This window comes from Terasakiella sediminum, assembly GCF_033100395.1.
In the GTDB taxonomy this organism is placed as follows: Bacteria; Pseudomonadota; Alphaproteobacteria; order Rhodospirillales; family Terasakiellaceae; genus Terasakiella.
The window spans coordinates 25,377-50,191 of sequence record NZ_JAWLVJ010000006.1; the positions used below are offsets into that span (position 1 = coordinate 25,377).

Annotated in this window: 24 protein-coding genes; 11 read left to right on the forward strand and 13 right to left on the reverse strand. The window is 50.2% G+C overall.

The annotated features are described in order from the left end of the window. Positions 1 to 26 precede the first annotated feature (26 nt). The 4 genes from glmM (at position 27) to RYZ26_RS05945 (ending at position 4,068) form a co-directional block, all read left to right on the forward strand. Entirely contained in the window at positions 27 to 1,370 is a 1,344-nt protein-coding gene (gene glmM / locus RYZ26_RS05930) for a phosphoglucosamine mutase (protein WP_317682246.1), read from the forward strand. Beyond that, positions 1,367 to 2,170: a bifunctional hydroxymethylpyrimidine kinase/phosphomethylpyrimidine kinase gene (thiD, locus tag RYZ26_RS05935; RefSeq protein WP_317682247.1), complete on the forward strand. Its 804-nt coding sequence runs from the start codon at positions 1,367 to 1,369 to the stop codon at positions 2,168 to 2,170. The genes glmM and thiD overlap by 4 nt, the downstream gene beginning before the upstream one ends. A gap of 98 nt (positions 2,171 to 2,268) precedes the next feature. Next, positions 2,269 to 3,258, forward strand: a complete 990-nt coding sequence (moaA, locus tag RYZ26_RS05940) for a GTP 3',8-cyclase MoaA (protein WP_317682248.1) — start codon at positions 2,269 to 2,271, stop codon at positions 3,256 to 3,258. A gap of 42 nt (positions 3,259 to 3,300) precedes the next feature. Beyond that, a complete protein-coding gene (locus RYZ26_RS05945; protein ID WP_317682249.1) occupies positions 3,301 to 4,068 on the forward strand; it encodes an NAD kinase in 768 nt (255 codons plus the stop codon). 6 nt (positions 4,069 to 4,074) lie between these two features. On the opposite strand, the gene RYZ26_RS05950 is transcribed toward RYZ26_RS05945, so the two are convergent. From RYZ26_RS05950 to RYZ26_RS05995, 10 genes are all read right to left on the reverse strand, one after another. Further along, positions 4,075 to 5,322, reverse strand: coding sequence for a hypothetical protein (locus tag RYZ26_RS05950; RefSeq protein WP_317682250.1), 1,248 nt, complete (start codon positions 5,320 to 5,322; stop codon positions 4,075 to 4,077). Beyond that, entirely contained in the window at positions 5,322 to 5,846 is a 525-nt protein-coding gene (locus RYZ26_RS05955; RefSeq protein ID WP_317682251.1) for a hypothetical protein, read from the reverse strand. Before RYZ26_RS05955 ends, RYZ26_RS05950 begins: the two co-directional genes overlap by 1 nt. Continuing rightward, entirely contained in the window at positions 5,843 to 7,468 is a 1,626-nt protein-coding gene (locus RYZ26_RS05960) for a hypothetical protein (protein WP_317682252.1), read from the reverse strand. Before RYZ26_RS05960 ends, RYZ26_RS05955 begins: the two co-directional genes overlap by 4 nt. Positions 7,469 to 7,565: 97 nt before the next feature. Next, positions 7,566 to 8,519: a sensor domain-containing diguanylate cyclase gene (locus RYZ26_RS05965; protein ID WP_317682253.1), complete on the reverse strand. Its 954-nt coding sequence runs from the start codon at positions 8,517 to 8,519 to the stop codon at positions 7,566 to 7,568. 145 nt (positions 8,520 to 8,664) lie between these two features. Beyond that, positions 8,665 to 9,198: a hypothetical protein gene (locus RYZ26_RS05970; protein WP_317682254.1), complete on the reverse strand. Its 534-nt coding sequence runs from the start codon at positions 9,196 to 9,198 to the stop codon at positions 8,665 to 8,667. Between the two features lie 27 nt (positions 9,199 to 9,225). Beyond that, positions 9,226 to 10,389, reverse strand: a complete 1,164-nt coding sequence (locus RYZ26_RS05975; RefSeq protein ID WP_317682255.1) for a transglycosylase SLT domain-containing protein — start codon at positions 10,387 to 10,389, stop codon at positions 9,226 to 9,228. Between the two features lie 4 nt (positions 10,390 to 10,393). After that, positions 10,394 to 11,230, reverse strand: a complete 837-nt coding sequence (locus tag RYZ26_RS05980; RefSeq protein ID WP_317682256.1) for a hypothetical protein — start codon at positions 11,228 to 11,230, stop codon at positions 10,394 to 10,396. Between the two features lie 111 nt (positions 11,231 to 11,341). After that, complete coding sequence (locus tag RYZ26_RS05985) at positions 11,342 to 12,346, reverse strand: hypothetical protein (RefSeq protein WP_317682257.1); 1,005 nt, start codon at positions 12,344 to 12,346, stop codon at positions 11,342 to 11,344. A 20-nt stretch (positions 12,347 to 12,366) separates the two neighbouring features. Beyond that, entirely contained in the window at positions 12,367 to 13,452 is a 1,086-nt protein-coding gene (locus tag RYZ26_RS05990) for a hypothetical protein (protein WP_317682258.1), read from the reverse strand. Between the two features lie 215 nt (positions 13,453 to 13,667). Beyond that, positions 13,668 to 14,066: a c-type cytochrome gene (locus RYZ26_RS05995; RefSeq protein WP_317682414.1), complete on the reverse strand. Its 399-nt coding sequence runs from the start codon at positions 14,064 to 14,066 to the stop codon at positions 13,668 to 13,670. 294 nt (positions 14,067 to 14,360) lie between these two features. Between RYZ26_RS05995 and spbR the strand changes: the two genes are divergently transcribed. Beyond that, positions 14,361 to 15,500, forward strand: coding sequence for a SpbR family protein (gene spbR, locus RYZ26_RS06000; RefSeq protein ID WP_317682259.1), 1,140 nt, complete (start codon positions 14,361 to 14,363; stop codon positions 15,498 to 15,500). Here the strand turns inward: spbR and RYZ26_RS06005 are convergent. Then, a complete protein-coding gene (locus RYZ26_RS06005; RefSeq protein ID WP_317682260.1) occupies positions 15,497 to 16,663 on the reverse strand; it encodes a type 2 periplasmic-binding domain-containing protein in 1,167 nt (388 codons plus the stop codon). The two genes, spbR and RYZ26_RS06005, sit on opposite strands and share 4 nt — an antisense overlap. Before the next feature lie 419 nt (positions 16,664 to 17,082). Between RYZ26_RS06005 and RYZ26_RS06010 the strand changes: the two genes are divergently transcribed. Then, positions 17,083 to 17,883, forward strand: coding sequence for a dienelactone hydrolase family protein (locus tag RYZ26_RS06010; protein ID WP_317682261.1), 801 nt, complete (start codon positions 17,083 to 17,085; stop codon positions 17,881 to 17,883). Between the two features lie 34 nt (positions 17,884 to 17,917). Here the strand turns inward: RYZ26_RS06010 and RYZ26_RS06015 are convergent, their stop codons facing one another. Beyond that, positions 17,918 to 18,421 (reverse strand): cyclic nucleotide-binding domain-containing protein, encoded by a 504-nt coding sequence (locus RYZ26_RS06015; protein ID WP_317682262.1) that lies wholly within the window; start codon positions 18,419 to 18,421, stop codon positions 17,918 to 17,920. Positions 18,422 to 18,561: 140 nt separating this feature from the next. Here RYZ26_RS06015 and RYZ26_RS06020 point away from each other — a divergent pair, with 140 nt between their 5' ends. The 5 genes from RYZ26_RS06020 to RYZ26_RS06040 all read left to right on the forward strand — a co-directional run bounded on the left by RYZ26_RS06020 (position 18,562) and on the right by RYZ26_RS06040 (position 24,178). After that, positions 18,562 to 20,349, forward strand: a complete 1,788-nt coding sequence (locus RYZ26_RS06020; RefSeq protein WP_317682263.1) for an ABC transporter transmembrane domain-containing protein — start codon at positions 18,562 to 18,564, stop codon at positions 20,347 to 20,349. 30 nt (positions 20,350 to 20,379) lie between these two features. Continuing rightward, positions 20,380 to 21,090, forward strand: a complete 711-nt coding sequence (locus RYZ26_RS06025) for a DUF2927 domain-containing protein (protein WP_317682264.1) — start codon at positions 20,380 to 20,382, stop codon at positions 21,088 to 21,090. 5 nt (positions 21,091 to 21,095) lie between these two features. Continuing rightward, positions 21,096 to 22,337 carry a glycerate kinase type-2 family protein gene (locus RYZ26_RS06030; RefSeq protein ID WP_317682265.1) on the forward strand — a complete coding sequence of 414 codons (1,242 nt, stop codon included), beginning with the start codon at positions 21,096 to 21,098 and terminating at the stop codon, positions 22,335 to 22,337. A 209-nt stretch (positions 22,338 to 22,546) separates the two neighbouring features. Then, on the forward strand, positions 22,547 to 22,693 hold the full coding sequence (locus RYZ26_RS06035) for a hypothetical protein (RefSeq protein ID WP_317682266.1): 147 nt from the start codon (positions 22,547 to 22,549) through the stop codon (positions 22,691 to 22,693). A 105-nt stretch (positions 22,694 to 22,798) separates the two neighbouring features. Beyond that, on the forward strand, positions 22,799 to 24,178 hold the full coding sequence (locus RYZ26_RS06040) for a sigma-54-dependent transcriptional regulator (protein WP_317682267.1): 1,380 nt from the start codon (positions 22,799 to 22,801) through the stop codon (positions 24,176 to 24,178). A 32-nt stretch (positions 24,179 to 24,210) separates the two neighbouring features. On the opposite strand, the gene RYZ26_RS06045 is transcribed toward RYZ26_RS06040, so the two are convergent. Further along, complete coding sequence (locus RYZ26_RS06045; protein WP_317682268.1) at positions 24,211 to 24,726, reverse strand: invasion associated locus B family protein; 516 nt, start codon at positions 24,724 to 24,726, stop codon at positions 24,211 to 24,213. Positions 24,727 to 24,815 lie beyond the last annotated feature (89 nt).

Consider the following 24,815-nt stretch of genomic DNA (forward strand, 5'->3'; position numbering starts at 1 on the left):
GGGATGACTAACGAAAAAGACACCACATGACACGTAAACTCTTTGGTACAGATGGTATTCGCGGCACGGCAAACAGCCATCCGATGACAGCTGAAATCGCAATGAAAGTAGGCATGGCAGCAGGTCATTATTTTGTAAGGGGTAATCACCGTCACCGTGTTGTTATTGGTAAGGATACACGGCTTTCCGGCTATATGATTGAACCGGCTTTGGTTTCTGGTTTTGTTGCCATGGGGATGGATGTGTTGCTGGTTGGCCCGATGCCAACGCCTGCAGTTGCCATGTTGACGGAATCTATGCGCTGTGATTTGGGTGTTATGATTTCGGCGTCGCATAACCCGTTTGGGGACAACGGCATTAAACTGTTTGGCCCGGATGGATTTAAGCTGCCTGATGAAGTGGAAATGAAGCTGGAAGAACTGATCGAAAGTGATCTGTCTGACAAGTTCGTCGCCCCCGATAAACTGGGCCGTGCCAAACGTCTGGAAGATGCCAGCGGCCGTTATGTGGAATTTGCCAAACAGACCTTCCCGGATGACTTGCGTCTGGACGGCCTTAAAATCGTTGTCGATTGCGCGAATGGCGCTGCGTACAAAGTCGCCCCCGAAGTCCTGTGGGAACTGGGCGCAGAAGTCGTGCCCATCGGGGTGAATCCGGATGGGTTTAATATCAACAAGGATTGCGGATCAACCGCCACACAGACCCTGTGTGAACATGTGATCACTCATGGGGCAGATATCGGGATTGCACTTGATGGCGATGCGGATCGGGTCATTATTTGTGATGAAAAGGGCAAGATTGTTGATGGTGATCAGATCATGGGGCTTGTGACCACCCATATGCATAAATGCGGCCTATTGAAAGGCGGCGGGCTGGTGGCCACCGTCATGTCCAACATGGGGCTGGAAGAATATTTGCAGGGCGAGGGCCTGAGCCTGGAGCGCACACAGGTGGGTGACCGTTATGTGGTCGAACGCATGCGCAAAGACGGCTTTAACGTCGGCGGTGAACAATCCGGCCATATTGTGCTGGGCGACTATGCCACAACCGGGGACGGCCTTGTCGCCGCCCTGCAGGTGCTGGCTGTTGTTGTCGAACAGAACAAGCCAACCAGCGAAGTCTGCAAACTGTTTGAACCTTTCCCGCAGATTTTGAAGAATGTCCGTTACGGCGATACTTTCCCGCTTGATTTCGACAGTGTCCAAAAAGCCATCGAAGAAGGCGAAGGCCGTCTGAACGGTGCAGGTCGCGTGCTGATCCGTAAGTCCGGTACAGAACCGCTGATCCGTGTTATGGCAGAAGGCAAGGACCCGCAACTTGTGGAACAGGTGGTTGATGATATCGTTGCCGCCGTTCAGGAAGTCGCATGAAGGGCCGTGTCCTGATCATTGCGGGTTCTGATAGCGGTGGCGGTGCGGGTATTCAGGCCGATCTTAAGACAGTGACCTGCTTAAACGGGTTTGCCATGACGGCGATTACGGCATTGACGGCGCAGAATACGCAAGGCGTCACGGCCATTCATGATGTGCCTGCAGATTTCGTCAAAGAACAAATCCGTGTGGTGCTTACTGATTTGGGGGCAGACTGTATCAAAACGGGGATGTTGAGCCAGCCTGCGACCATTCATGCCATCTGTGACGTGTTGGATGAACTGGATATGGATATCCCCATGGTGGTTGATCCGGTCATGGTGGCAAAAGGTGGGGCGTCCCTGCTGGCACAGGAAGCGCTGGCTGCGCTCAAGGCACGTTTGATCCCACGCGCTACCGTCTTGACCCCCAATGTCCCGGAAGCCGAAGCCTTAAGTGGTTTATCGATCAAGACAGCAGAAGATATGAAGCTTGCGGCAGAAAAACTGTTTGAATTGGGTCCTAAGGCCGTGCTGATGAAGGGTGGCCATATGGATGAGGATACCGAAACCGTTTGTGACTATCTGTTTGAAGATGATGGGACGGTTCATACCTTTGATGGCAAACGCATCCAGACCCGCCATACACACGGCACGGGCTGTACGACAGCATCTGCCATCGCTTGTGGGGTGGCACAGGGCTTAAGCGTTGAAAAATCGGTCGAGCGGGCTAAATCTTATGTGTTTGAAGCCATCAAGACGGCGCCCGGGTTTGGCGCAGGTCATGGGCCGCTCAATCACGCCCATACAGTCAAGTCCTAAATGACCCTACTAATTGCTGGTATTTGACCAAGGTTATTAGTGCTATTGTGTAGCTGGTTTATAAGCAAACGTGTCGAGAAAACGAAAAGAGTAAAGCCATGAAGGATACCTTCGGTCGCACCATTACTTACCTGCGTGTTTCAGTCACAGATCGTTGTGATTTCCGCTGTACCTACTGTATGGCCGAAGATATGACGTTTCTGCCGCGTCAGGAGATTCTATCGTTTGAAGAGATGGAACGCATCTGTTCTGCCTTTATCAAGCGCGGTGTGACGAAAATTCGCTTAACGGGTGGGGAACCCTTGGTGCGTCATGGCATTATCGGTTTGATCGAACAGCTTTCTCGTCACTTGAAAACGGGTGATTTGAAAGAACTGACGCTGACCACCAATGGCTCGCAGCTGGAAAAATATGCTGAAAAGTTGGTGGAACTGGGTGTGCGTCGGATCAATGTGTCCCTTGATACGCTCGATTCTGATCGATTTACTGAAATTACGCGCTTTGGCAAGCTGGAAAAAGTTCTGGCCGGGCTGGAAGCAGCGAAAAAAGTAGGCCTTAAAGTCAAGATCAATACGGTTGCGCTGAAAGGCCAGACGGATACAGAGCTGGACGACCTGCTGCATTTTGTGGCCGATAACGGATTTGACCTGACGTTCATTGAAACCATGCCGCTGGGTGAAATCGGTGGCTCACGTGCGGATAATTATCTGCCGTTGACTGAAGTGCGCAGCCAGATCGCCAAGCGTTGGACAATTACGGATACGGATTATGCAACGGGTGGTCCGGCCCGCTTTGTGGACGTGAAAGAAACAGGCAACCGCATTGGTTTTATTACACCACTTAGCCACGGATTCTGCGAAAGCTGCAACCGCATGCGCCTGACTTGTAAAGGCACGCTGTTTATGTGTCTGGGGCAGGATGGCAATGTGGACTTGCGTGAGGTTGTACGCAGCAGTGAAAGTAACGAGCCACTGCAGCATGCCATCGATACAGCCCTGAATTTAAAGCCGAAAGGCCACGAGTTTGTGATTGATGAAACAAACGGTGCCCCGGCCCTAAATCGTCATATGAGCGTGACAGGCGGCTAAAGCTTTGTCATAGTGTCGCCATTGCAACTTGGGTATGGGCACATGTCAGATAAGAAAATCGCATTTGTTGCGGGGAAATCGGAAACCGCGCAGGACGCCATGGATCGTCTGTGTGGCAAGTATGATCATGTGATTGCCGATAAGGCTGATATCATTGTGGCGCTGGGCGGGGACGGCTTTATGCTGCGCACGCTGCATAAATACCTGCATCTCAAAAAACCTGTCTTCGGGATGAACCGTGGGTCTGTCGGTTTTTTGATGAATGAATATCGTGAAGATGACCTGCTGGAACGTATTGAACGCATGCAGGCGATTGAGCTGCACCCATTGCGAATGGAAGCGGAATGTAAAGGTGGCAAACAATCTGAAGCCATTGCCTTTAACGAAGTATCATTATTTCGCGAAACAGGGCAAGCTGCCCACATCCGCGTTTGTGTGGATGGGGTGGAACGCCTGGAAGAAATGGTCTGTGATGGTCTGTTGATCTCAACACCCGCTGGATCAACTGCCTATAACATGTCAGCTTATGGCCCGATCTTGCCGCTGGGGTCCGGTGTTTTGGCCCTGACCGCGATCTCGGCTTATCGCCCCAGACGTTGGCGCGGGGCCATCTTGCCCCATTCTGCTACCGTCAGCTTTGAAATCCTGAATGATAAGAAACGCCCGGTCGGTGTGTCTGCGGACTTTAATGAATTTCGCGATGTCTTAAAGGTTAAGGTCTATGAAGACCGCAGCCTTTACACCAAGGTTCTCTATGACCCGGAACATAACCTGGAAGAACGTATCTTGCAGGAACAATTTATCGGGTAGTTTCCTTTACTTTTCCAAAGAATGAAGCGCGCTGACCACCGTGATTTTCTCTTCTGCCAACTGTGCCTTGATCTTGGCCCAATCTGCGGCCCCTTCACCAAAAGACGCACGCAGCATGCGGTTGACGGCGTCGCCCAGGGGCTTGTCAGCAGCTAACGCAACGAGGCGGTAGTCGATGGACTGGTTCAATCGTTTGGGTAGCGTCATGCGCCAGCCGATCAGTCCTTTTTGGCGTTCGGCATCCACAAGGCTTTCGCGATCCGCCAGCAGGAAGTGGCCGTCTTCGATGCGTTGGGCGAAGGCCCACATGTAGGTTGGGGCACCCAGATTGTTGAGCGTGATTTCAAGGGCGCAGAGGCCATCAAGGTTGCTGGACGGAAAAGCCTGGCCGTCTTTATCCAGTGGGATGCGATCCGGTTCTGTACAGCCTTTATCCTGATTTGCGCGCAACTCGCTGATGCCTAAGCGCAGGCTGGTTTCGCGAAGGGCGAGGATATTGTCTTCGAATTGCAGATAAACGCCCAGAATCAAGACGCAAACGGCAGCCCCCACAGCGACGATTTTGCTAAAGCGATTGTCCTTGATGGGGGGCGGTGCGCCATCTTCGGGTTTATAAAGATCAATGACCCCATTTTCATCCACTTCATCCAGGTCTTCATCTTCTTCTTCGGGGGGATACGGGTCTTTCAGGTCGAAGCGCTGGACGATGCGTTTCATGTCAACGACGGATTCAAGGCGCAGCAGGTCGCCATCGATGGCAAGTTCTTCGAGAAATTCATCTTCCGGTACCAGACCTGCACCACCGGGGATAAAGCAGAACAGCCGCACATCTTCTTTTCGCATCTGTTCAAACAGGTCTTTGGATGCTGTCAGTTTTTCTTTGATGTGATCCACCGGACGTACGTTGAGATCGCGATCCAATTCACCCGTTAGCCAGATCGCATTTTCAACTTTTTCATCAGGACCCGCAAGTCGGTCTTCGGCAAAAAAGGCATGGGCGACAAAGGCACCCAGCTGCCAGCTGTTGCCATCTGTGATGGGTGCAGAAACATCCATGCGATAGGCCGGGTGACCATAGGATCGCTGCACCACCCCTGTGGGGTCTTTGACAAAAGCGTCATAGGCGCGCGCAATGGGCAGCGCCTTGGCAGTGCCGTTCAGACAGACGACGGATCGAACATCCGGGTCTTCTTTTGTGATGCGCTGGACCTCAACCGGACCTTCGGTGGTGGCAATAAAGATTCTAACATTCATCAGCGCAGAATGACGTCACTTTGGGCTTTGCGCAAGGCTTTCACGATATCATCGCCTGCACGCAGCAAAATCTGCGCTTCCCCGTCATAAAAATCTTCAATAACAAGGCGATGGATGGGACCGTCGGCTTCCTGAACGAACATCAGGGTGGGTGATTCGTCGCGATCAATGGCTTGGATCAACAAGTAAACCTGATCGGCGCTGGCCTTGGATGGTTTCAGCGTCAGTTTAAATCCATCGGCTTCGCGCTGGCTTATCTCCCCTGAACTTGCCGCAGCCGCACGTGGCATATGGACGATGGCCTGTTTTTCAAGCAAACGCCTTAAATCGCGATGAAGTGAGAAATCGGTGCTTAAAGCCGCTTTCAAGGCCGGGCTTGCGTCATGGGCCGGGTTGGTTGCGTAGGCATAAAGTTCACTGAAGGCGACCTTTGACGGGACCTCTTCCTTCGGGTGAATAACTTCGTCAAAGGCGCTGAGAGCTTTGAAGATTTGTTCAGCATCTTTGTTGGATTTGTGGCTCATGATGCTGCTCCGTATATTTTATCAAATTGTCCGCAGAAGATGGTGCGGTCATAGGAAAACTGCGATTGCCAGCCTCCACCTGCTAAAGGTAGGTTATCCAGACGTTCCAAAAAGGCATCGATATCCTGGGAAATTTCCAGCAGGATTTCTGATCCTTCAGACAGTGCCTTGGTCAGGTCGGGATTGTCACTGGCATCTTCCTTAAAGCCTTTTCGGGCAAGGCCTGCGTGGGCTTTTTGAGCGTTATTCATCAGGTCGGCGACGTCACTGCCAACTTTTTCCGGGTCATGCAGGATATCCATGAACTGATCGGCAACCTTGGGGGAATGAAGGGGAACGACATTGTCGCCTGTATGTTCATGCGGCAAAAGCTGTGCAAGCGGTGAAAAGTCAATACCGGGGTCCAGCTTCATCATCACGGGGATGGCTTCTTTTGCCTTGGCAGCGGCCAGCATATGCAGGCAGGCATAGACGCTGCGCTGGATATGGGCGATCAGGTCCTGATAGGTCAGCTGCCTGTCTTGATACGTCTCTGAAGGACCTTCCTGAATGATCAGGTCCAGGTCATGCTTTGCCATCTGCTTGCGTAAAGCCTGGGTCAGGCGCGATTGTGGTTTGGTAAAGATGTTGCTGCGCAGGATGGATAAAGGCAGACGCAGGGCAAGTTCGCCTGCGTTCAACAGGCTTTCCAGATGGGCTGTTTCTTGTTTATTCAGAAATTTGACCTGATTAAAGGGCGCAGAATTCAGCGTGATCAGCGGGGTGATGGTTTCCTGCACGCTTTCCAGCGTTTCAGATAAGATATCCGGATCAATCTCGCCAGCTTCGCGGTCAGCACCAATGCTGCCAGCATGGCGCATGGCCGCCAAGTCATGGGCGTGTTCTACCGCCTGGATCACGCGGATCATAGTCAAAAACACACTGTCAAAGGTTTTAAAATCAATGCCCTTTTCCTGATCAACTGAAACTTCCTGCCAGAAATTCAGGATCATGGCATCATCAATGGCTTCCACATCATCATCGCAATAGGCCAGAATTTTACGGAATTTTCGTTGAGATTGAGCGGTGGGCAGATGTTCTTTCAGGTAAGCATAAAGCAGACGAGACAGGCCATTAGCACATTCTGAAACCGATTTTCGCGAGATGTCGCCCTTCAGCAGGTTTTGCAACAGGTCATCAATATCGCTGTAACCAAGCGCAGTGAGCAGAAATTCCATCAGGGCTGACAGCACGGGCATACGGCTATACTGCACGCTGAATTCGCTGTCCCCATAGGCCATGGTGATACCGGTGCTATCAAGACTGACCAAGTCACCGTCATAGGTACTTGCAGCCTGGTCACAATAGGCGAGAAAGGCAGAGGTCCGCGCAACACCTGTGTCCCAGAAGAGGAATTCATAGCGCCCTTTTTGAAAAGAGAGTTCGCTGGCCGCAACGATCAGATGACAGAGTTCCAGCAAAGGGGTGGCATAGGTGCGACAGACAATAATCTTGCCGATCTCGCGACAGATCATGGGGGAGAATTTAGGTTCCCCATCTGCTTCGGTTTCTGCCATGGTGTGCAGTACAGCGGTCAGTTCCGAACTTTTCCCTGCTTCTAACAGCAGCTCTTCTGATCCCATTATATATGTCCTTTTTCCCTGTAGCGGACACTATTTTATCCAAAAACAACTTTTGGTCCAGTATGGAAGGGTTGGAGAGATTTTTTTTCTTGGATACCTATTCACATTCTACCCGGTTGCGCCCTTTTTCCTTCGCGCGATAAAGCGCGATATCGGCGCGGCGGATCAGGTCATCCAGCTTGATATCGTTAGGGCGCAGGTCGGTCAGGCCGAAGCTTGCGGTGATGTTGAAGGTCTGGTCTTCATAAGTGACGTCATGATTTTCGATAGAGGTGCGAATACGTTCCGCCACCATTTGCGCGGTCATCAGATCGATGTCGGGCAGCAGAATTGCAAATTCTTCCCCGCCGATACGCGCCAGTTTGCCATCGCTTGAACGTTCTTTTTCGTCGCGACGTCTGGTATTTTGGTCCCAGACCGTGGCGATGGATTTAAGTGCTTCGTCCCCGGCCAGATGACCAAAGGTGTCATTGACCTTTTTGAACCAGTCCACATCAAAGATCATCAGGCTGAAGCTTTTATTTTCCAGAATGGCCTTTGCCACCATCTTTTCAGCATGTTCGATGAAATAGCGGCGGTTGTATGTCCCGGTCAGCGCATCGTTGAAGGTCAGATTTTCCAGTTCATCCGCTTTGAGTTTTAATTCTGTGATATCTTCCAGTAAAATCTGGATGACGGTCGTGCCTTCCCAGGGCAGGCGACCTGCGGTAACTTTGACGTAGCGGGTGTTGTCCGGGTCGGTGGTCAGTTTGATCTGGGGCAGTTGCACGGGGGTGTCCTGTACAAAACTTCTCATAAACAGGTCAGCGCAATCCGCGCGGACGTCTTCGTCGATAAAATCAAGAAGATGCTGGCCGATCAAGGCATCTTTGGATTGGTTAAACAGGTGAATGGCCTGTTGATTGGCGTACAAAATCCCCTGCATCTGATGAATGATCAGTCCTGTGGGCATGAGATCCAGTAACGAACCAAGGCGTTCTTGTGTATCGATCAGGGTCTGATGCGTCAGTAACGCATCGTCGGTTCCTTCATCATCATCGATAAACAGCAATATCTATCCAATCTGTATTATTGTTTGTTTGGCAAACAGCATACCCTCAGATTGGGTGGAAAGTAAAAGGTTCATTCTGAAATTTATACGAACGTGATGTGAGCACTTATCACGTTCGTGTTTAAGGGCTTATAATGATTGGATTTTACCAGTTTGCTGAATTACGTGGGCCAAAATCGTCATTGGATTGATTTGCCGGATCACCACCTAATTCCCCAGACAGGTTTTGCCAACTGCCGTGATCACGGTGGTTACCCCTATCCCCGGGGCCATCACGATCCAGGCGACGGTCCCAACGGTTGGAAATCAGATACCAGGGGATATTGTGTTCACGGCACGCTACGGCTGTTCCGTTGTGCCAACGTCTGTCAATTGTCACACCATGTCGGAAACGGCGACAATCCCGGTCGCGGCGGTCGCGTACTTTGCCTGTGGGGCGGATGCGGGCGTTAAAACCGATGTACCATTCTGTCGTCAGCCCGTCTTCTGAAAAATAAAGCGCTTTTTCAATTTCTGCATTCATTTTTTCTTCGTCTGACGCACTGACACGTTTATCAGCTTCTTCCAGAAGAATGGTGCCGATATCACCACCCATGACTTCACCGTCGCGCAGGCTGCCTGTGGTTTGACAGGCGCTTAGAAATCCAAGGGCACATAGACTTAATATTACTTTTTTCATCATAAACCTCTGTTCAATCCTCATGGGTTATGCATCCCAGCTGGCGTAATTGGGGATGTCCCCACTGACGCGTGCCAGATATGTTTTTGTTTCTGCATAGGGGAGATGTTTTTTAAGGTGAGCAAAAACATCATTCGCCTTCATTTGATTTATTTTCTGAATGGCCGCTTGCAGTTTCATCTTTCCGGTAAAGGCTTTGGCTACATTGCCTGCCCCGGTGTTATAGGCTGCAATGATCAGATATTGCCGGGTCTTTGCATCTTTGACCTTGCCGAAATAGCGGGTGTTCAACAGATGCAAATAGGCTGCGCCCAGCATGATATTTTGTTCAGGGTCATAAAGAATGTCGGGGCCCGGTGTCGCATCATAACCCATCAGATAACTATAGGCTTCCTTACCGCCACTGGTGGGGACCAATTGCATCAGGCCCAGGGCATTGGCATGAGATCGGGCACGCGGGTTAAATGCGCTTTCATTCTTGATGACGGACAGCAGCAGGGAGCGCGGCAGATTATACTTCCGTGCCGCCATTGAGACCGGATCACGTAAGGCCTGTGCGCTCAGTTGATCGCGGTCTTCGCGCAAAGGAATAGTCAGGCGGTTGATGTTGCGGCTGGCGCCTTTTTGAAAGACAGCACTGCGTTTGACAAAAACAGGGCGAACGCGTGGTTCAATAAGGGTGGAAAGCTCTCTCGGGTGGTTCCATTTAATTTTTGTATTTTTTTGGACGGAGCGTTTGCGTGTTTTCTGATCTTTCCAGAATTCATCCACTTTGCGGATTAATTTTTCACGCAGGATTGCGCGTTCATCTAGTTGTTTGCTATCTTCCAGTAAAATGTCCTGAAAATCGCTCATTAATTCTTCTTCGGATTGATCAAATCCTTCAACCGACATTTCACCGCGTTCATAATCAACGATAATGCGGCTTTTCTTATCTTTGCTGTAGCCAACCCAGACCTTTTCATCCGGTAGGCTGCGCGCGTCTCCCCAAATATCTGCCAGTTCCTTATCCAGTTCGGCAACCCCTTCATTCATGGCTTTGTCAAAGGCCGCATCTGTCTTGGTGAAGGTTTCTTCAAACTGTCGATCAATCCGGTCCAGCCAGTCTGCTTTCACGTGCGCAGGTGTACCCAGGCAAAGCCCAAGGGCGAGGGCGGATGTGAACAGGATATTGGGAAAGCGGCGCATCATCTGATTAATCCAGTGCTACGATCAGTTTGCCTTGTTGCAGAACATTTAAATCTTTCAGGCGGGTGGCATCCTTGTTGGCCAGGACAATACGGTTATCTTTGGTGATTTGTTTGGCTTTGATGATCAAAGGGGCGTCACCGCTTAAGGTCATGGCCTGTGCTGCGTCTACAGATTTAGTGTAATGGATTAACCCTTTCATACGGGCTGCGTCGGGGTGGACGGTTTCCTGGGAATAGACAATTTTTCCATCTTCATTGATGACCTCCGGGGCAAGGGCAGGGAGGTAAAGTGCTTTTTCCAGATCAATGATCACTGCTGTTGGACCGACTTTGGCGGCGGCTTTTATTGGTTTTTGATCAGCAGTATCCAGGTTCAGGGTTGCGGTGGTGACATCTTTTTCTGTGTCGCTGCAGACAGGGCTGACGCAGACACGCAAGGTAACTTCAGCCAAGACTACTTCGCCGCGACGGCTTTCTTTATCTTTGTGCCAGGTGGCTTTTTCAGACAGGACACGTGCGCCTTTGATTGTGCCTTTGATCCGTGTGGCAGCCCGCGCATCGCTTTGCGCTTTTTCATTCAGTGTGGTCAGGCCTGTGACCCGAATGCCTTTCATGATTTCCAGCAGGTGGGCCTGAGCGGTGGTGCGTGCGGCTTGCTTCGCCATCAGTTCTTCCTGAATGCGGTTACCCAAATAGCGCGCGGTGCCTTGTCCTGTGGCCTCAATGTAACCTTCTGCCCAATCGGTGGTACCAAAGTCATTGGTCTCCACCAGGCCGTCAAGGGCAGCGGCCTGTGTGATCAGGGAAAAGGCAAAAACAAAACTGAGGAAGGGCGTTTTCATGGTCATGTCCTGTGGTGAAATCAATGGATATTGATCATATGAAATGACGTGGCTTGTTTTTTTGGGGAAGGGAGAAAACGTTGAGTTTTCTCCCGCAAATGAAGGAGGCGCTTACCACTTGCTGCCGTCGTTATAGTAACGGCTGCGGCGTTTGTTCACTTTTGCAACGGTGAATTCTTTGCCCTGATAGCGTACACGACCGGACATGCCGAGATATTCAAGCGCACGCACCAGATTGCGTTTCATCTTGTTGGTATGCAGGCGGGTTTTATAGACATATTCGTGGGTGCGGCCATGGCTTGCGGCCGGGCGATGATCCACATAGCAGGAGAATTTTGCCAGAATTACATCTTCCATATCCAGCATTTCCTGTTCGGTGAAATTCTGGAAGTTCAGATAGACGTCCTGAACCCGACCACGACAGCCATCTGATCCGCGACGTGCCAGGTCTTTGGTGGAAGAACTGCCATAACGGTCATCGTTGCGGTCGCTGTCATAGTCATGGTCGCGATCATCATCGTAGGATCCGTAATCAACTTCGTCGCTGAGCTTTTGCAGCAGAACATCAGCCATATCACGGGCCAGCAGGCGGGCGTTATCACCAACGGTTTCGACAATACATTCGCGGTTACAATTGACCGGGGCGCGGAAATTACGTGGGCTGGAGACTTCGAAGTTGCCCAGGCGGCGACCAGAATGGACATCCAGCAGACGACCGGACAAACGGGTGCGGACCTTCGTGGTGTAATCCAGACGTTCTGCACTGGCATAAATGTCAAACAGGACCACGATATCAATTGGTGGGCGGGTGATGGAACGTGCAATATCAATCAGTTCGGCATCACTGCGCCGCGTGCGCCCCTGTGCAAAATCATCCAGAGACACGGCAGTTTCATCATAGACATCAAAACCATCCGCATTCAGTTCGCCTGCCAGTTCGTTCAGCACACGGCGAAAGACGCGACTGTCGCGCGGGATGGCATCGCGATCATTGTCTTCACCCATAACCATCAGGTTGGGTAGTTCGGCAGCTTGTGCTTTTTGTGAATTTGCTGCACATAGGGCCGTAAGGACCAAAAGGGCTGCAAAGAAGGGTGTGGTATAGCGTTTCATCATTTTCCCCTGATTAAAAATCATTATTCAAACATCGGATCATCAAAGCGATAGGTTAAAGTGCGGGTACGCAGGTGAAAGTCGAAGGGAACATCCGCGCGTTTCAGCAGGGCAGAAATCTCTTCATTCAATGCGCCTGCCTTTAACATTGACCAATAGGAAAGGCTTAGAGCGTTTTTTTTCTGGCCCGTAATTTTATGACGCACGTAACCAGGGAGGGCGGCCAAGTCTGCCTCCAGGTAACGGACTGTTTTTTCATCGAATTTGTAGAAGGACAGCTCATAACGCTGTCCGTCTTCATAAACTTCTTTTTTTATATTTTCGACCAGTGTGACGGCGATTTGGATGCTGGGAATATAGATATGGTCTTTGGCCTTTCTTAACGCGGCCTCATCCCCTTTTGACCAACTTATATGTGCAAATATGGCTTCTTCTCTGGCAAGTGAGCGGTTTGTTGCAACTTCAATACTTTCCAGACGGATTTTATAAGGCGCAGCAGGAGCTTTGATCATTTCGACAAACACAAGGTAATCGGCTCCTGATTTACGCGCTCGTTTCAGATGGTTTTTGCGATCATGGTGGCGGTAGGTGTCTTTGCCGGAAAGTCGGCTGGCCTCCAGATCGATGATGTCAAAGTGGAAGTCTTCCCGAAAGGTTTGTTCCACCATTTCACGCACTTGTCGAAATCCATCATTGAGGCTTGAAACCGCGTCAAAATCTTCATGGATGCCTGCCACCATCACACGGGGATGGGCGGCCATTTTCATCAGTGTGGAGAGTGCCCTGGTGCTGTCTTTCAGCGATTTATCATCGACATCTGCATCAATGGTGATCTCGTAGCCCCCATTGGACAGTGAGGCTTCTTTCACGACCTTATAGCTTTTGACATACCCCTGAGTGTGACTGAGAATTTGCTGGCGGACCACCTGAAAGTTTTCAACCAGTGTGTTGGCTTCAATGCCGGTGCCAAGCTTCATTTCTACGGCCTGGCGCAGGGCATTGTTCAAAGCCTGGCGCTGGGTGGTGCCTTGTGCGGTGACTTCAAGGGCATGTGCGGGCTTTAGAAGAGAAAAGCTGAGGCAGAATAAGAAAAGAAAGCGAGCAATCATATGAAACCTGTTTGTGACATGTTTTAATTGTTGCTCCTGCTATGAAAAGGTCAGAGAGTTTTTTCACAATCAAGACGTTAACATGTCTAAATACACGTTAAAAGAGATGTTTACATGTTAGAGGTGTTTTTATCAGGCGTAAGACGTGCGAAATGAAAAAGGGCCACAGACAATCAAGTCTGCAGCCCTTTTTAAACGCTTATGCGCGAAACAGCTTACATGTTTTCTTTGAGGTAAGCGATTACGTCAGCGCGTTGTGCTTCTTTTTTCAGTTTGAAAGTCATTTTAGATTTAACTTTCTCACCAGCCTTTTTGGACAGGTACTTGGATGGATCCATCAGGTATTCCATCAGTGAAGCTTCGTCCCAAGTCAGGTTTGCTTGCGCTTTTGAGTAGCCCTTAGAGTATTTGTAGCCCTCAGCAGAACCACCAGCTTTACCAACAACACCGAAAAGGTTTGGACCTACTTTGTGTTTGCCACCAGATTCGATCGTGTGACAAGACTTACATTTTTTGAAAACTTTTTTGCCTTTTGCAGCATCGCCTTCTGCAAGCGCAGAACCGCCAGCGAAAGCAACCATACCAGCGACGGCAATAGCCAGAACCTTACGCATACTAATTTCTCCCAAGGTTAAAATCTGTGAATCGATCAGCGACATTAATAGCACGCCAATCGTGTTTGGCAATACTTTATCCCCAGAAAGAGGTATGGGATAAAAGTATTATAATGATGTTCAGTGATACGCCTTTCTTCGCATCTTTCATGTTGATCGCGCCGAGCTTCGCGTTTTTTCTTGTTTATGGAGGTGCCAGAGGTCATTTTTCCGTCTGGCATTCAAAAAAAAATGAGATATAGTATAGATTGCGCACAATAGGGGGTGCGCACGATCCTAGGTTAGGGGAAGGCAATGGCGTCACAAAAAGTGCTCACAGAAGCAGATGTTTCCAAACTTTTATCGAATCCTTCGGGCGAGGTTCGTGCCGAGACGGCGGCGAAAATTGCCGGGGAGTTTGGGGTAGGGTTATCCGAATCAGAACAATCCATCGCAGAAGAAATTTTCCGCATGATGGTCAAAGATGCCGAAGTCCGCGTACGTGAAGCCCTTTCTGAAAATTTAAAAGACAACCCGTCTCTGCCCAATGACGTGGCGATGTCACTGGCAGCCGATGTTGAATCGGTCGCACTACCCGTTCTTAAATTCTCTGATGTATTGTCTGAAGAGGATTTGATGGAACTGGTTAAAACGCAAGGCGCTGAAAAACAGGCCGCCATTGCAACGCGTGAACATGTGTCAGAAGGCCTATCGGAAGTATTGGTTGAACATGGCAATGAAACTGTGGTTGCCAGTTTGGTTTCCAACGAAGGAGCCAGCATCTCAGAACAGACTTTTAATAAGGTGGTTGATGATTTTGGTGGATCCGATCTGGTGCAGCAGGGGATGGTGGATCGCTCCCGCCTGCCGTTGACGATTTCAGAACGGCTGGTCAGTGTGGTGTCTGAAAAATACCGCGAACGTCTGGTTTCTAAACACGAACTGTCGCCCAATGTGGCCACTGATCTGGTGTTGCAAAGCCGGGAACGCGCAACACTTGGGCTGTCAGAAGGCTCCAGTGATGATGACCTGGATATTCTTGTGCATTCTATGAATAAGAATGGTCGTCTGACCGTTTCTATTATTCTGCGCTCCCTCTGCATCGGGGACGTGCCTTTCTTTGAAGCAGCCCTGGTGGAAATGGCAGAGTTGCCATCCGAAAATTCCCGTATTCTGCTGCGCGATGGTGGAATGAAAGGGGTTGCCGGGGTTTACAACGCAACGTCACTGCCCGATTCAGTTTTCCCACTGATCAAGGTCGCCCTGGATGTGGCCCATGAAAACGAGTATGACGGCGAAGAAAACGACCGTGAACGTTACATGCGACGGACCCTGGAACGCATCATGACCCAATATGAAGAACTGGGCGTCGATATCGATTCAGATGATCTAGATTACCTGATGGGCAAGGTGAATGAACTGCCGGGGGCCCTCTTGATGGATCAGGCAGGTTAGAACGGTTTTCCCGTTTGGCTCAGGTGGCCCATCTCTTCCCACGTTTTGCGGGTTTCGATGAATTTGTTGAGATCTTCCCAGGTTTCGCGGAATTCGGAACTTGTGCGTGCCTGTTCGGCCAGCACGTCTTTCCATTCTTCACGCAGGCGATCCAGAATGTAAGAGGGCATGCGACGCAGGTTGACTTCCTGCTTGGTAATCTCGCTTAGGCCCTGAAACTGCTTCTTGGCAGCGGCTGCATGCGCCAGGGTGGTTTGTTGATCACAGGTGGCTTTTAAGAGAGAGCGACGTTCTTCATCCAGACGTTTCCAGGCGCGGGAATTAAACAGCAAAAACAACGGTTGGCCCTGATTTTGCCAGCCCGGGTAATAATAATTTTTGGCAAATTTGGAAAAGCCTGTCTTGGCATCCACAGCTGGCGTGGAGAAAATAGCAGCATCCAGTTTGTCCTGATCAAAGGCGGCCATAATCTCTTCGGATGTGATGGTGCTGATTTCAGCGCCGACCTTTTCCCAGACCTTGGCACCAAGGCCATTTGCGCGGATACGAAGTTTTTTTAAATCTTCGGTGCCTTGTAGTTCCTTGGTGAACCAGCCGCCAGCTTCCGGGGCCAGATAACCACAGACCAAGGCGTTGATATTGTGGTTGCCAAACAGATCTTGCAGGATCGCCGTGCCTTTGCCTGCATGCAGCCAGGCAAGGGTATCAGCAGGTTTGGGGCCAAAGGGAATGGCTGAAAAAACATTGAGGGCAGGCTCTTTGTGAACGGCGATATCGGCTGTTGTAAATAACGCATCAATCCGGCCGGAGGCAACAGCACCAAACAGGTTGTCCGCAGAGATAACGTCTTTGGCAGGCAGGACAGGCAGGACCATCTTGTCGCCGGAAATGGTTGCCAGTTGTTTGGAATATTCATGAGCCTGACGCGCCACATTGGGGCGATCAGATGGAAATGGCGGGGCTGAACGCCAATGAATGACATCGCCATCCTGGAGTGCCGCCAGTACGGGGGCTGTTTCTGCAGGGATATCTTTTTCCAGATCCCGTTCACTTAAAACGGACTTGGAAGCCGCATGTGTCTTAAGTTTTGGTGTTAAAATGGTGACTCCCAGGACGACCCCGACCACCAGACCAATAACCACGCCGATCACTGAATTGCGCATTTTTTTCCTGCTTATTTCGCTGCACTCAAAAGGACAAAGAAGGTAGCCCAAAGTGAAGGGGGCGGCAAGTCTGAGAATAAGTCTTGTAATTTTAACGGGTGATCCCCAACCTCTTATAGGGTCAGGACCTATTAATTTATTGTGTTTGGTTTATCAAAAATGCCACAAGGCAAGGAATGGCTTGCAGCAAGTACTTTATGTACTTGCAAAAGTTTATGACGCTGCATTTGTGTCATTCTTGATAAATCCCTTCGGGACAGGATAAATTTCAAGGAGGCTGTCGTTATGAAACCCTTGCAATGGAATGCATTGCGGCGGCTTCCATGCCTAATCCTCCTTGAAATTTATCTCTGCCAAACGCATTAAATTAATAGGTCCTGACCCTAGTTGCTTATAATAATTCTAAAGGGGAATTAAGGATGATCGGTTTTTTCAAGGGAATGGCTGCTACATTGGTTGTCGGTGTGATGCTGATGGGACATGCAGAGGCCAAGGTTGTGGGCGAAGAAGTCAAATATATGGTCGATGGGCAGGAATTTACTGGATACCTCGCCTATGATGACCGTATGGAAGGCGAACGCCCCGGCGTGTTGGTTGTTCATGAATGGTGGGGGCATAATCCTTATGCCAGAAAACGTGCAGAAATGCTGGCTGCCCTTGGCTATACAGCCCTTGCACTGGATATGTATGGCACCGGGAAACTTGCGCACCATCCCAAAGATGCCAAAGCCTTTATGATGGAAACCATGTCCAATCTGGCAGCGGCTGAGCGCCGTTTTGATGCGGCCCATGATCTGTTGAAAAATCAAAGTACGGTCAATGCCAATAAAACGGCGGCCATTGGTTACTGTTTTGGTGGCGGTGTTGTGTTGCATGCCGCACGCACAGGGCGGGATTTAAAAGGGGTGGTCAGTTATCACGGATCACTCAAACCTATGGTGAAGGCGGAAAAAGGCAAGGTGAAAGCACAAGTGCGCGCCTTTAACGGGGCGGATGATCCCTTTATCAAACCGGAACAGATCACCGCATTTAAAATGGAAATGCAGGGTGCTGGCGTAAATTGGGATTTTGTCAATTATGATGGGGCGGTCCATAGTTTTACCAACCCGGAAGCCGATGCATTTGCTGCGAAATTTAAAATGCCTGTGGGTTATGATGCGGCGGCTGACGCGGACAGCTGGGCGCAGACACGCGCCTTTTTCCAGGATATTTTTCGCTAAGTAAAAAGGAGGGGGCAGCATCTGCCCCTTTTTATCAATCCCCTGCTGCTGCCCGGCGCAGTCGATCAACCAGCGTGTTCATCAGTGCCTTCACGCCGGGGGTAGCTGTGGCGATCATATCTTCCAGCACATGGGCATGAACGACGCGGACTTTGGTATATTCGGTCGCGCGCACGGTGGCGCTGCGTGGGCTTGCAACAATAACGCCCAGTTCACCCACAATCTCGCCTTTCCTGGCGACGCCCAAGACTTTGGTTTCGCCATATTGGCGCGCGGTCACTTCCAGATTGCCCGTTTCAATGAAAAAGGCGCAACCGGATGGATCGCCTTCATGAAACAGAACCTCGCCTGTCTCCAGTTCCATGGTTTCGGGCAGGGCAGCGACATCTGCGGGGGTGAAAGCCGTCTGTTCATCGGATCGTTCGTCCGTTTTGCCTTCCATCATCTGGGCGGTTGCGATTTTTTGTTTATGTTTCGCTGCTTGTGCCGCCTGCATGGTTTGCACCATGTTGGAATAGCCGATATTACTGATGCTCATTTCTACTTCGCCTTTTTTGCGTTAATCCTTTGATTGGCCCTCAAATGACACGCTTTTATGCGTTAACTATCTCACAGATTTTTATTCTTTGTCCAGTTAAGCATAGATAACGTCCATATTTAGATCAGGAAACACCGACCGTGGCACCAAATTCTCGCATGATTGACCGACCCAAAAGCAAGAACTTGCATGTTCTGGTCCGTTTGTTTTCATTTTTAAAACCATACCGCGTGCGTGTGGTGATCGCTTTTACAGCCTTGACCCTGACCGTGCTGGCGACATTAGGCTTGGGGCAGGGGCTGAAGCAGTTGATTGATGCTGGCTTTTCAGCACAGAACCCTCAAGCGCTGGATCAGGCATTACTGATCCTGCTGGGTGTGGCTGTCTTGATGGCGGCAGGCACCTTTACCCGCTTTTACATGGTGTCCTGGATTGGGGAACGCGCGGTTGCCGATATCCGAAAGGCGGTGTTTGACCGCATTTTATCCCTGCACACCAGTTTCTTTGAAGTCACCAAGACCGGGGAAATCCTGTCGCGCCTGACCACGGATACAACGCTGTTGCAGTCCGTCATTGGATCAAGTGCTTCCATGGCGTTGCGTAATACCATGAATTTGATTGGCGGCATTATCATGCTGTTTATCACGAATGTGAAACTGACCGGGCTTGTTTTGCTGGTGGTGCCCATCGTGGTGGTGCCGATCATCGTCTATGGTCGTCGGGTGCGCACATTGTCCAAGGAAAGCCAGGACAAGATCGCCGATGTCGGCGCTTTTGCAGAAGAAACCATTAATGCCATCAACACGGTTCAGGCCTTCACCCATGAAAAAGAAGATGAACGTCGTTTCCTGGGCGAAGTCACAGGCGCGTTTGACGCAGCTGTTCGCCGAATTCAGGCGCGCAGCATTCTGACGGCCACGGTGATCTTGCTGGTCTTCAGCGCCATTGGCGGTGTTTTGTGGGTTGGTGGGCGTGACGTGATGGACGGTACCATTACGGGCGGGGAGCTGGCCGCTTTCCTGTTTTACGCCACCATGGTTGCCTTTAACGTCGGGATCATTTCTGAAGTGATGGGCGAATTGCAACGTGCCGCCGGGGCAACGGAACGTCTGATCGAATTGCTCGATACGGAAAGTGAGATCAAGGCGCCCGATAACCCAATTTCTCTACCTGTTCCCCATCGCGGTGAGGTGCGCTTTGATCGGGTGAATTTCCATTATCCCTCACGCCCCGACCATCAGGCCTTAAATAACATCAGCCTTGATATCAAACCGGGTGAAACGGTGGCACTGGTCGGACCAAGTGGCGCGGGGAAAACCACATTGATGCAATTACTGCTGCGGTTTTATGATGTAGAAAGCGGCACAGTGAAGATCGATGGCGTTGATATTTCAAAAGCGGATCCGGTTGAAGTGCGTGAACGTATGGCCTTGGTACCGCAGGACCCGATTATCTTTTCCGCCAATGCCTGGGAAAATATCCGTTATGGCCGCCCGGATGCAACAGATGAAGAAGTGCGCGCAGCGGCTGATGCCGCCCAGGCCAGTGAATTTCTGGACAAACTGCCAGACGGGTTCGACACATTCTTGGGGGAAAAAGGCACGCGCCTGTCTGGTGGGCAACGTCAGCGAGTATCAATTGCACGTGCTTTATTGCGTGATCCGTCCATTCTGTTACTGGATGAAGCTACAAGTGCGCTTGATTCGGAAAATGAACGGATCGTGCAGGAAGCCCTTGATCAATTGATGGTCGGGCGGACCACCTTGATCATCGCTCATCGGTTGGCAACAGTGGTGAATGCGGATCGGATTTGTGTCATTGCTGATGGCAAAATCGAAGCAATTGGCACACATGCGGAGCTGATCAAGGAAAATTCCCTTTATGGCCGTCTTGCGAAGTTGCAGTTTTCAGCGGATGTGACACAATAAAGGCTCACTCGATTTCATGAGGGGCCTGAGATGAAGTGGATGTTCGTTTTTGTTGCTGTTTTCTGGGCAACAAACGCTGATGCGAATGCAAATGCGCAAAAAGAAACGGTTAATCTGGAAACACTGATCAATCAGTTTAATTCGGTTGTGTTTATCCATGAACATGGGAAATCCGGACGCGAAGCCAAGCCATTGGTCAAATGGCAGGGGCCGATTGTTTTTGCGGTGACAAACGCCAAAACCAAAGAGAATTTGAAACAGTTGGGTCGGGTGATGGGCAAAATCCGAAAACTCACCAAGCTGGATGTCAGTCAGGTGAAAAAGGGCGGGCAGGCCAATATGCACATCAGCTTCCATACGCAGGCAGAGCTGAAAAAAACTCTGAAAAAAGGCATCAACTGCAAAGGCACTTTAAAAGGAAACGGGCGCACGTTTGCCATTACATTTGGTAAAGCGATAATCCCCAATGACCGCCCTGACAAGACCATGCATTGTATTGTGGAAGAAACCGTCCAACTTTTGGGGCTGACCAATGACAGCACGATTATCAAAAACTCAATTTTTCATGAAGAGTCAGATCGCACCAGCATGTCTGTTTCCGATCTGATTTTGTTGAAGGCTCTTTATGATCCACGGATGCGCCCGGGCATGAAGATGAAAGAAGCCCAGCCGGCCTTGCGTGTCGTGATGAAAGACATTCTGGACGAAATCGCGCGTAAACAAAAAGCCAAGAAAAAGTAGACATCATGAAATCTCTGTTGAATGACCTGTTTGTTGAGGCCATCCGTGTGGCCGATGCTGATGTTGTCTTAGGTGGTTTTTTGCCCAAAGATCAATCTGGCAAAGTCACCGTGATTGGCGCAGGCAAGGGCGCTGCGAAGATGGCTCGCGCGTTTGAAGAGGCCTGGGACGGTGAGGTCAGCGGGATGGTAATCACGCGCTATGGGCATGCTGTGCCGACCAAATATGTCGAAGTGGTTGAAGCCTCCCACCCTGTACCGGACAAAGCAGGACAAGATGCGGCTGCGCGTATGATGGAAATGGTTGAAGGACTGGGCGAAGATGATCTGGTGGTTGCCCTGATTTCCGGGGGCGGCTCTGCCTTGCTGACGCTACCCGTTGAAAGTATCACGCTGGAAGAAAAACAGTCGGTGAACAAAGCCTTGCTCCACAGTGGGGCAACGATCGAAGAGATCAATTGTGTGCGTAAACATTTAAGCGCGATCAAGGGGGGGCGCCTGGCCAAGGCGTGCTATCCCGCGAAAGTTTTGACACTTTCAATTTCTGACGTGCCCGGCGATGATGAAAGTGTGATTGCATCCGGTCCAACCGTGGCGGACCCGACCACAGTTGCAGATGCACGCACCATCCTGGAACGTTACAGGATCGAAGGTTACAGCGATCATTTGAGTGAAAGCATCAAGCCGGATGACTCGTGCTGGGCGAAAACGGACTATAAATTGATCGCAACACCGCAGATTTCCCTACAGGCGGTGGCCGATATGGCGAAGGCCAAAGGTATTCCTGCCATGATCCTGAGTGACCGGATCGAAGGCGAAGCGCGCGAAGTTGCCAAGGTCCATGCGGCCATCGTGCGGCAAATTCAGGACTGGGGTCAGCCAATTCAGCCACCGTGCCTGTTGTTGAGCGGCGGGGAAGTCACGGTGACGATCAAGAACCCGGATGGGCGTGGTGGGCCGAACGGAGAGTTTGTTCTCTCGCTTATGGATCAGCTACGCGATGTGGACAATGTTTATGCGCTGGCCGCTGATACCGATGGGATTGACGGTTCGGAAGATAACGCCGGGGCCTGGTTTGACCCTACATCGATTACCCGGATGAAGGAAAGAGGGTTGAACCTGCATGCAGCCCTGGATGACAACCTGTCTTATGATTTCTTTGAGGCAATGGGTGACCTGTTTAAACCCGGCCCAACCCATACAAACGTCAACGATCTGCGCATGATCTATATTGGCGAGAAAAAATAATTCAGAGCTTTATTTTGCTAAGATTCTGAAAACTCAGGGTTATCGGATTTCTTATTCTGAAATGAGGTTAGTAGGCAAATTTTTCCTCTTGGCACCTCGTATAACTACATATACAGTTAAAGCATAACAAAGGGAGATCAGAAAGATCACCCGCTGAATTTTTGAGGGAATCAACTCACCAATTTGACAGAAAGTCATAGGAGTTATTCATGTTGAGCGATAAGCGAATTGATACGGATTTGCGTCAAAATCCGGGTATGATCATCGGTAAAGACGAAATGGCCAAGTTTTTGGATTTCGTCAAAACGATTGTCCAAAAAGAAATGCCAACAACACCCAAGGCTAAAATATCGTAAAGGTCCTGATCGCAATCGGTTTTTGTGACTTTTTTAGCTTGCGCTGTTTTGGTTGATTAGCCAAAATCATTGCGTGGATTTCAGGTTAAAAATTAAGGTGACTTTATGCCCCGGCTGTTGATTGCAGACGATGATCAAGCCATATGCAAGACGTTGCAGATGCATTACACGCGTCAGGGCTTTGACGTGATCACAGCCCATACGGCAGATGAAGGCTATCGGAAGTTTTTAGCCGAAAAAATCGATGCGGTTGTCAGCGATGTGCGCATGCCTGGTGAAGACGGGTTTAGTCTTTTAGCGCGTATCCGTCATAAATCCAACGTTCCTGTTGTGATGATCACCGCCTTTCATGATCTGGATACCACCGTGACGGCGGTGAAGGGTGGGGCGACAGATTTTGTGCCCAAACCCCTTGATATCCGTGAATTGGATGATGTGATTTTCCGCGCACTGGAAAAGACACAGGCCCACAGCACCGGACTTGTTTTTCCCAATACCTCCACCTCTGCCTCCGGTATGATCGCAGGCACATCCAAAGCCATGCAGGATGCCTTTCGTCAAATCGCGCTGGTCTCTCAAAACGTCATGCCTGTGCTGGTGAATGGGGAGCCTGGGACAGGGAAAGAACTGGTGGCGTCTGCTATTCATAAAAGCAGTTCCACCTGCGATCATCCTTTTGTTGTGGTCAATTGCGCGGCCATGAAAGAAGATCTGCTGGAACGTGAAATTTTTGGCTATATGGATGAAGAAGGCCAGTTTATTCGTGGGAAGCTTGACCTGGTTGGCAGTGGCACGATCTTTTTAGATGAGATTTCAGAACTGTCGCCCATGCTGCAAAGCAAGTTCATTCATGTGCTTGAAAAACATAAATATATGCCTCAGGGCAGCACCAGCTTGAAACAGGCGCGCGCACGTATTGTAGCTGCCAGCAATCAGGATATTCAGAAACTGGTTTATGCGGGCAAGTTCCGTGAAGATTTTCTTTATCGCCTGAATGTGGTTGCCATCAATTTGCCGCCGCTTCGTGAGCGCAAGGAAGATATCCTGCCGCTGGTGGAACATCTCCTGCGCAGGATCAATACGGAACTGCGTAAGCGGTTCAGGAATGTCACGGGTGATGTGATCAGCTGCTTGAAAGCCTATGACTGGCCCGGCAATGTGCGCGAACTTGAACATGTGCTGATGAAGGCAGCGGTGATGGAAACAGGGTCAATCCTGTCCACTGCATATCTACCCGATGAAATCGCCAAGGCTTATAAAGATCGAAAAGAGAGTCTGACCGGCCAGCCCGCAGCCATTTGTGCCGCTTTGCCTGTGGATGACAGTGTGTTGCCATCCTTGCGTGATCTGGAAAGTCAGTATATCGAAAAGATATTGGAACGGACCAACTGGCATAAGGGCAAGGCCTGTGAAATCCTTGAAATCTCCCGCCCCAAGCTGGATCGCCATATCAATGATTTTGGACTGAAAAAGCCGCAGGACTGATGAAGTCTCGCGGCTTTTTATTTTGTTTGAAATCAGGTCCCGGCCAGTGTTTTTTGCACATCCGGGTAAAGAGTCTTGAACCCTTCCAACGAAAAATCCAAAGCCCGCGTGATCCCGGATGACAGTTTGAAATCCACGGTGATGGATTTACCCGCCTTCATCTGTTCAAAGATCGCCATCCCCATATCGTCCGGTGAAATGGTGTGGTTTTCTTTGGAGGTTTGCAGGACGTGGCGTTCGTTATTATCGATTTTGACCTTTACCTTACTTTCGGGCGCAAATCCGTGGTAGGTGGCAAAGACAAAGCCGACTCGTCCCCGGTCAAACGCCAGGCCGAACTGGACAAAGTTTGTTGATTTCTTTGATCCGCCAAAGACATTCACAATCATGATCCGGCAATAGGGGGCCTCAACCCCGCCATCTTTATAGCAGGCTGATTTCCAGGGTCCTTCCTGTTCTTTCAGCAAGACATTATCAGCTGCTTTGGCCGCGATTTCTGTCAACAAAAACAGACCAATTGCACAGGTTAGAGCATGCGCAAATTTCATATGAGTCCTCCCCTCTTTCCTAAGGATAGAGTGAGAAACCTTGGCGCGAATAGCAACAAGAATTCAACAGCTTTGAACATATTGTTCAA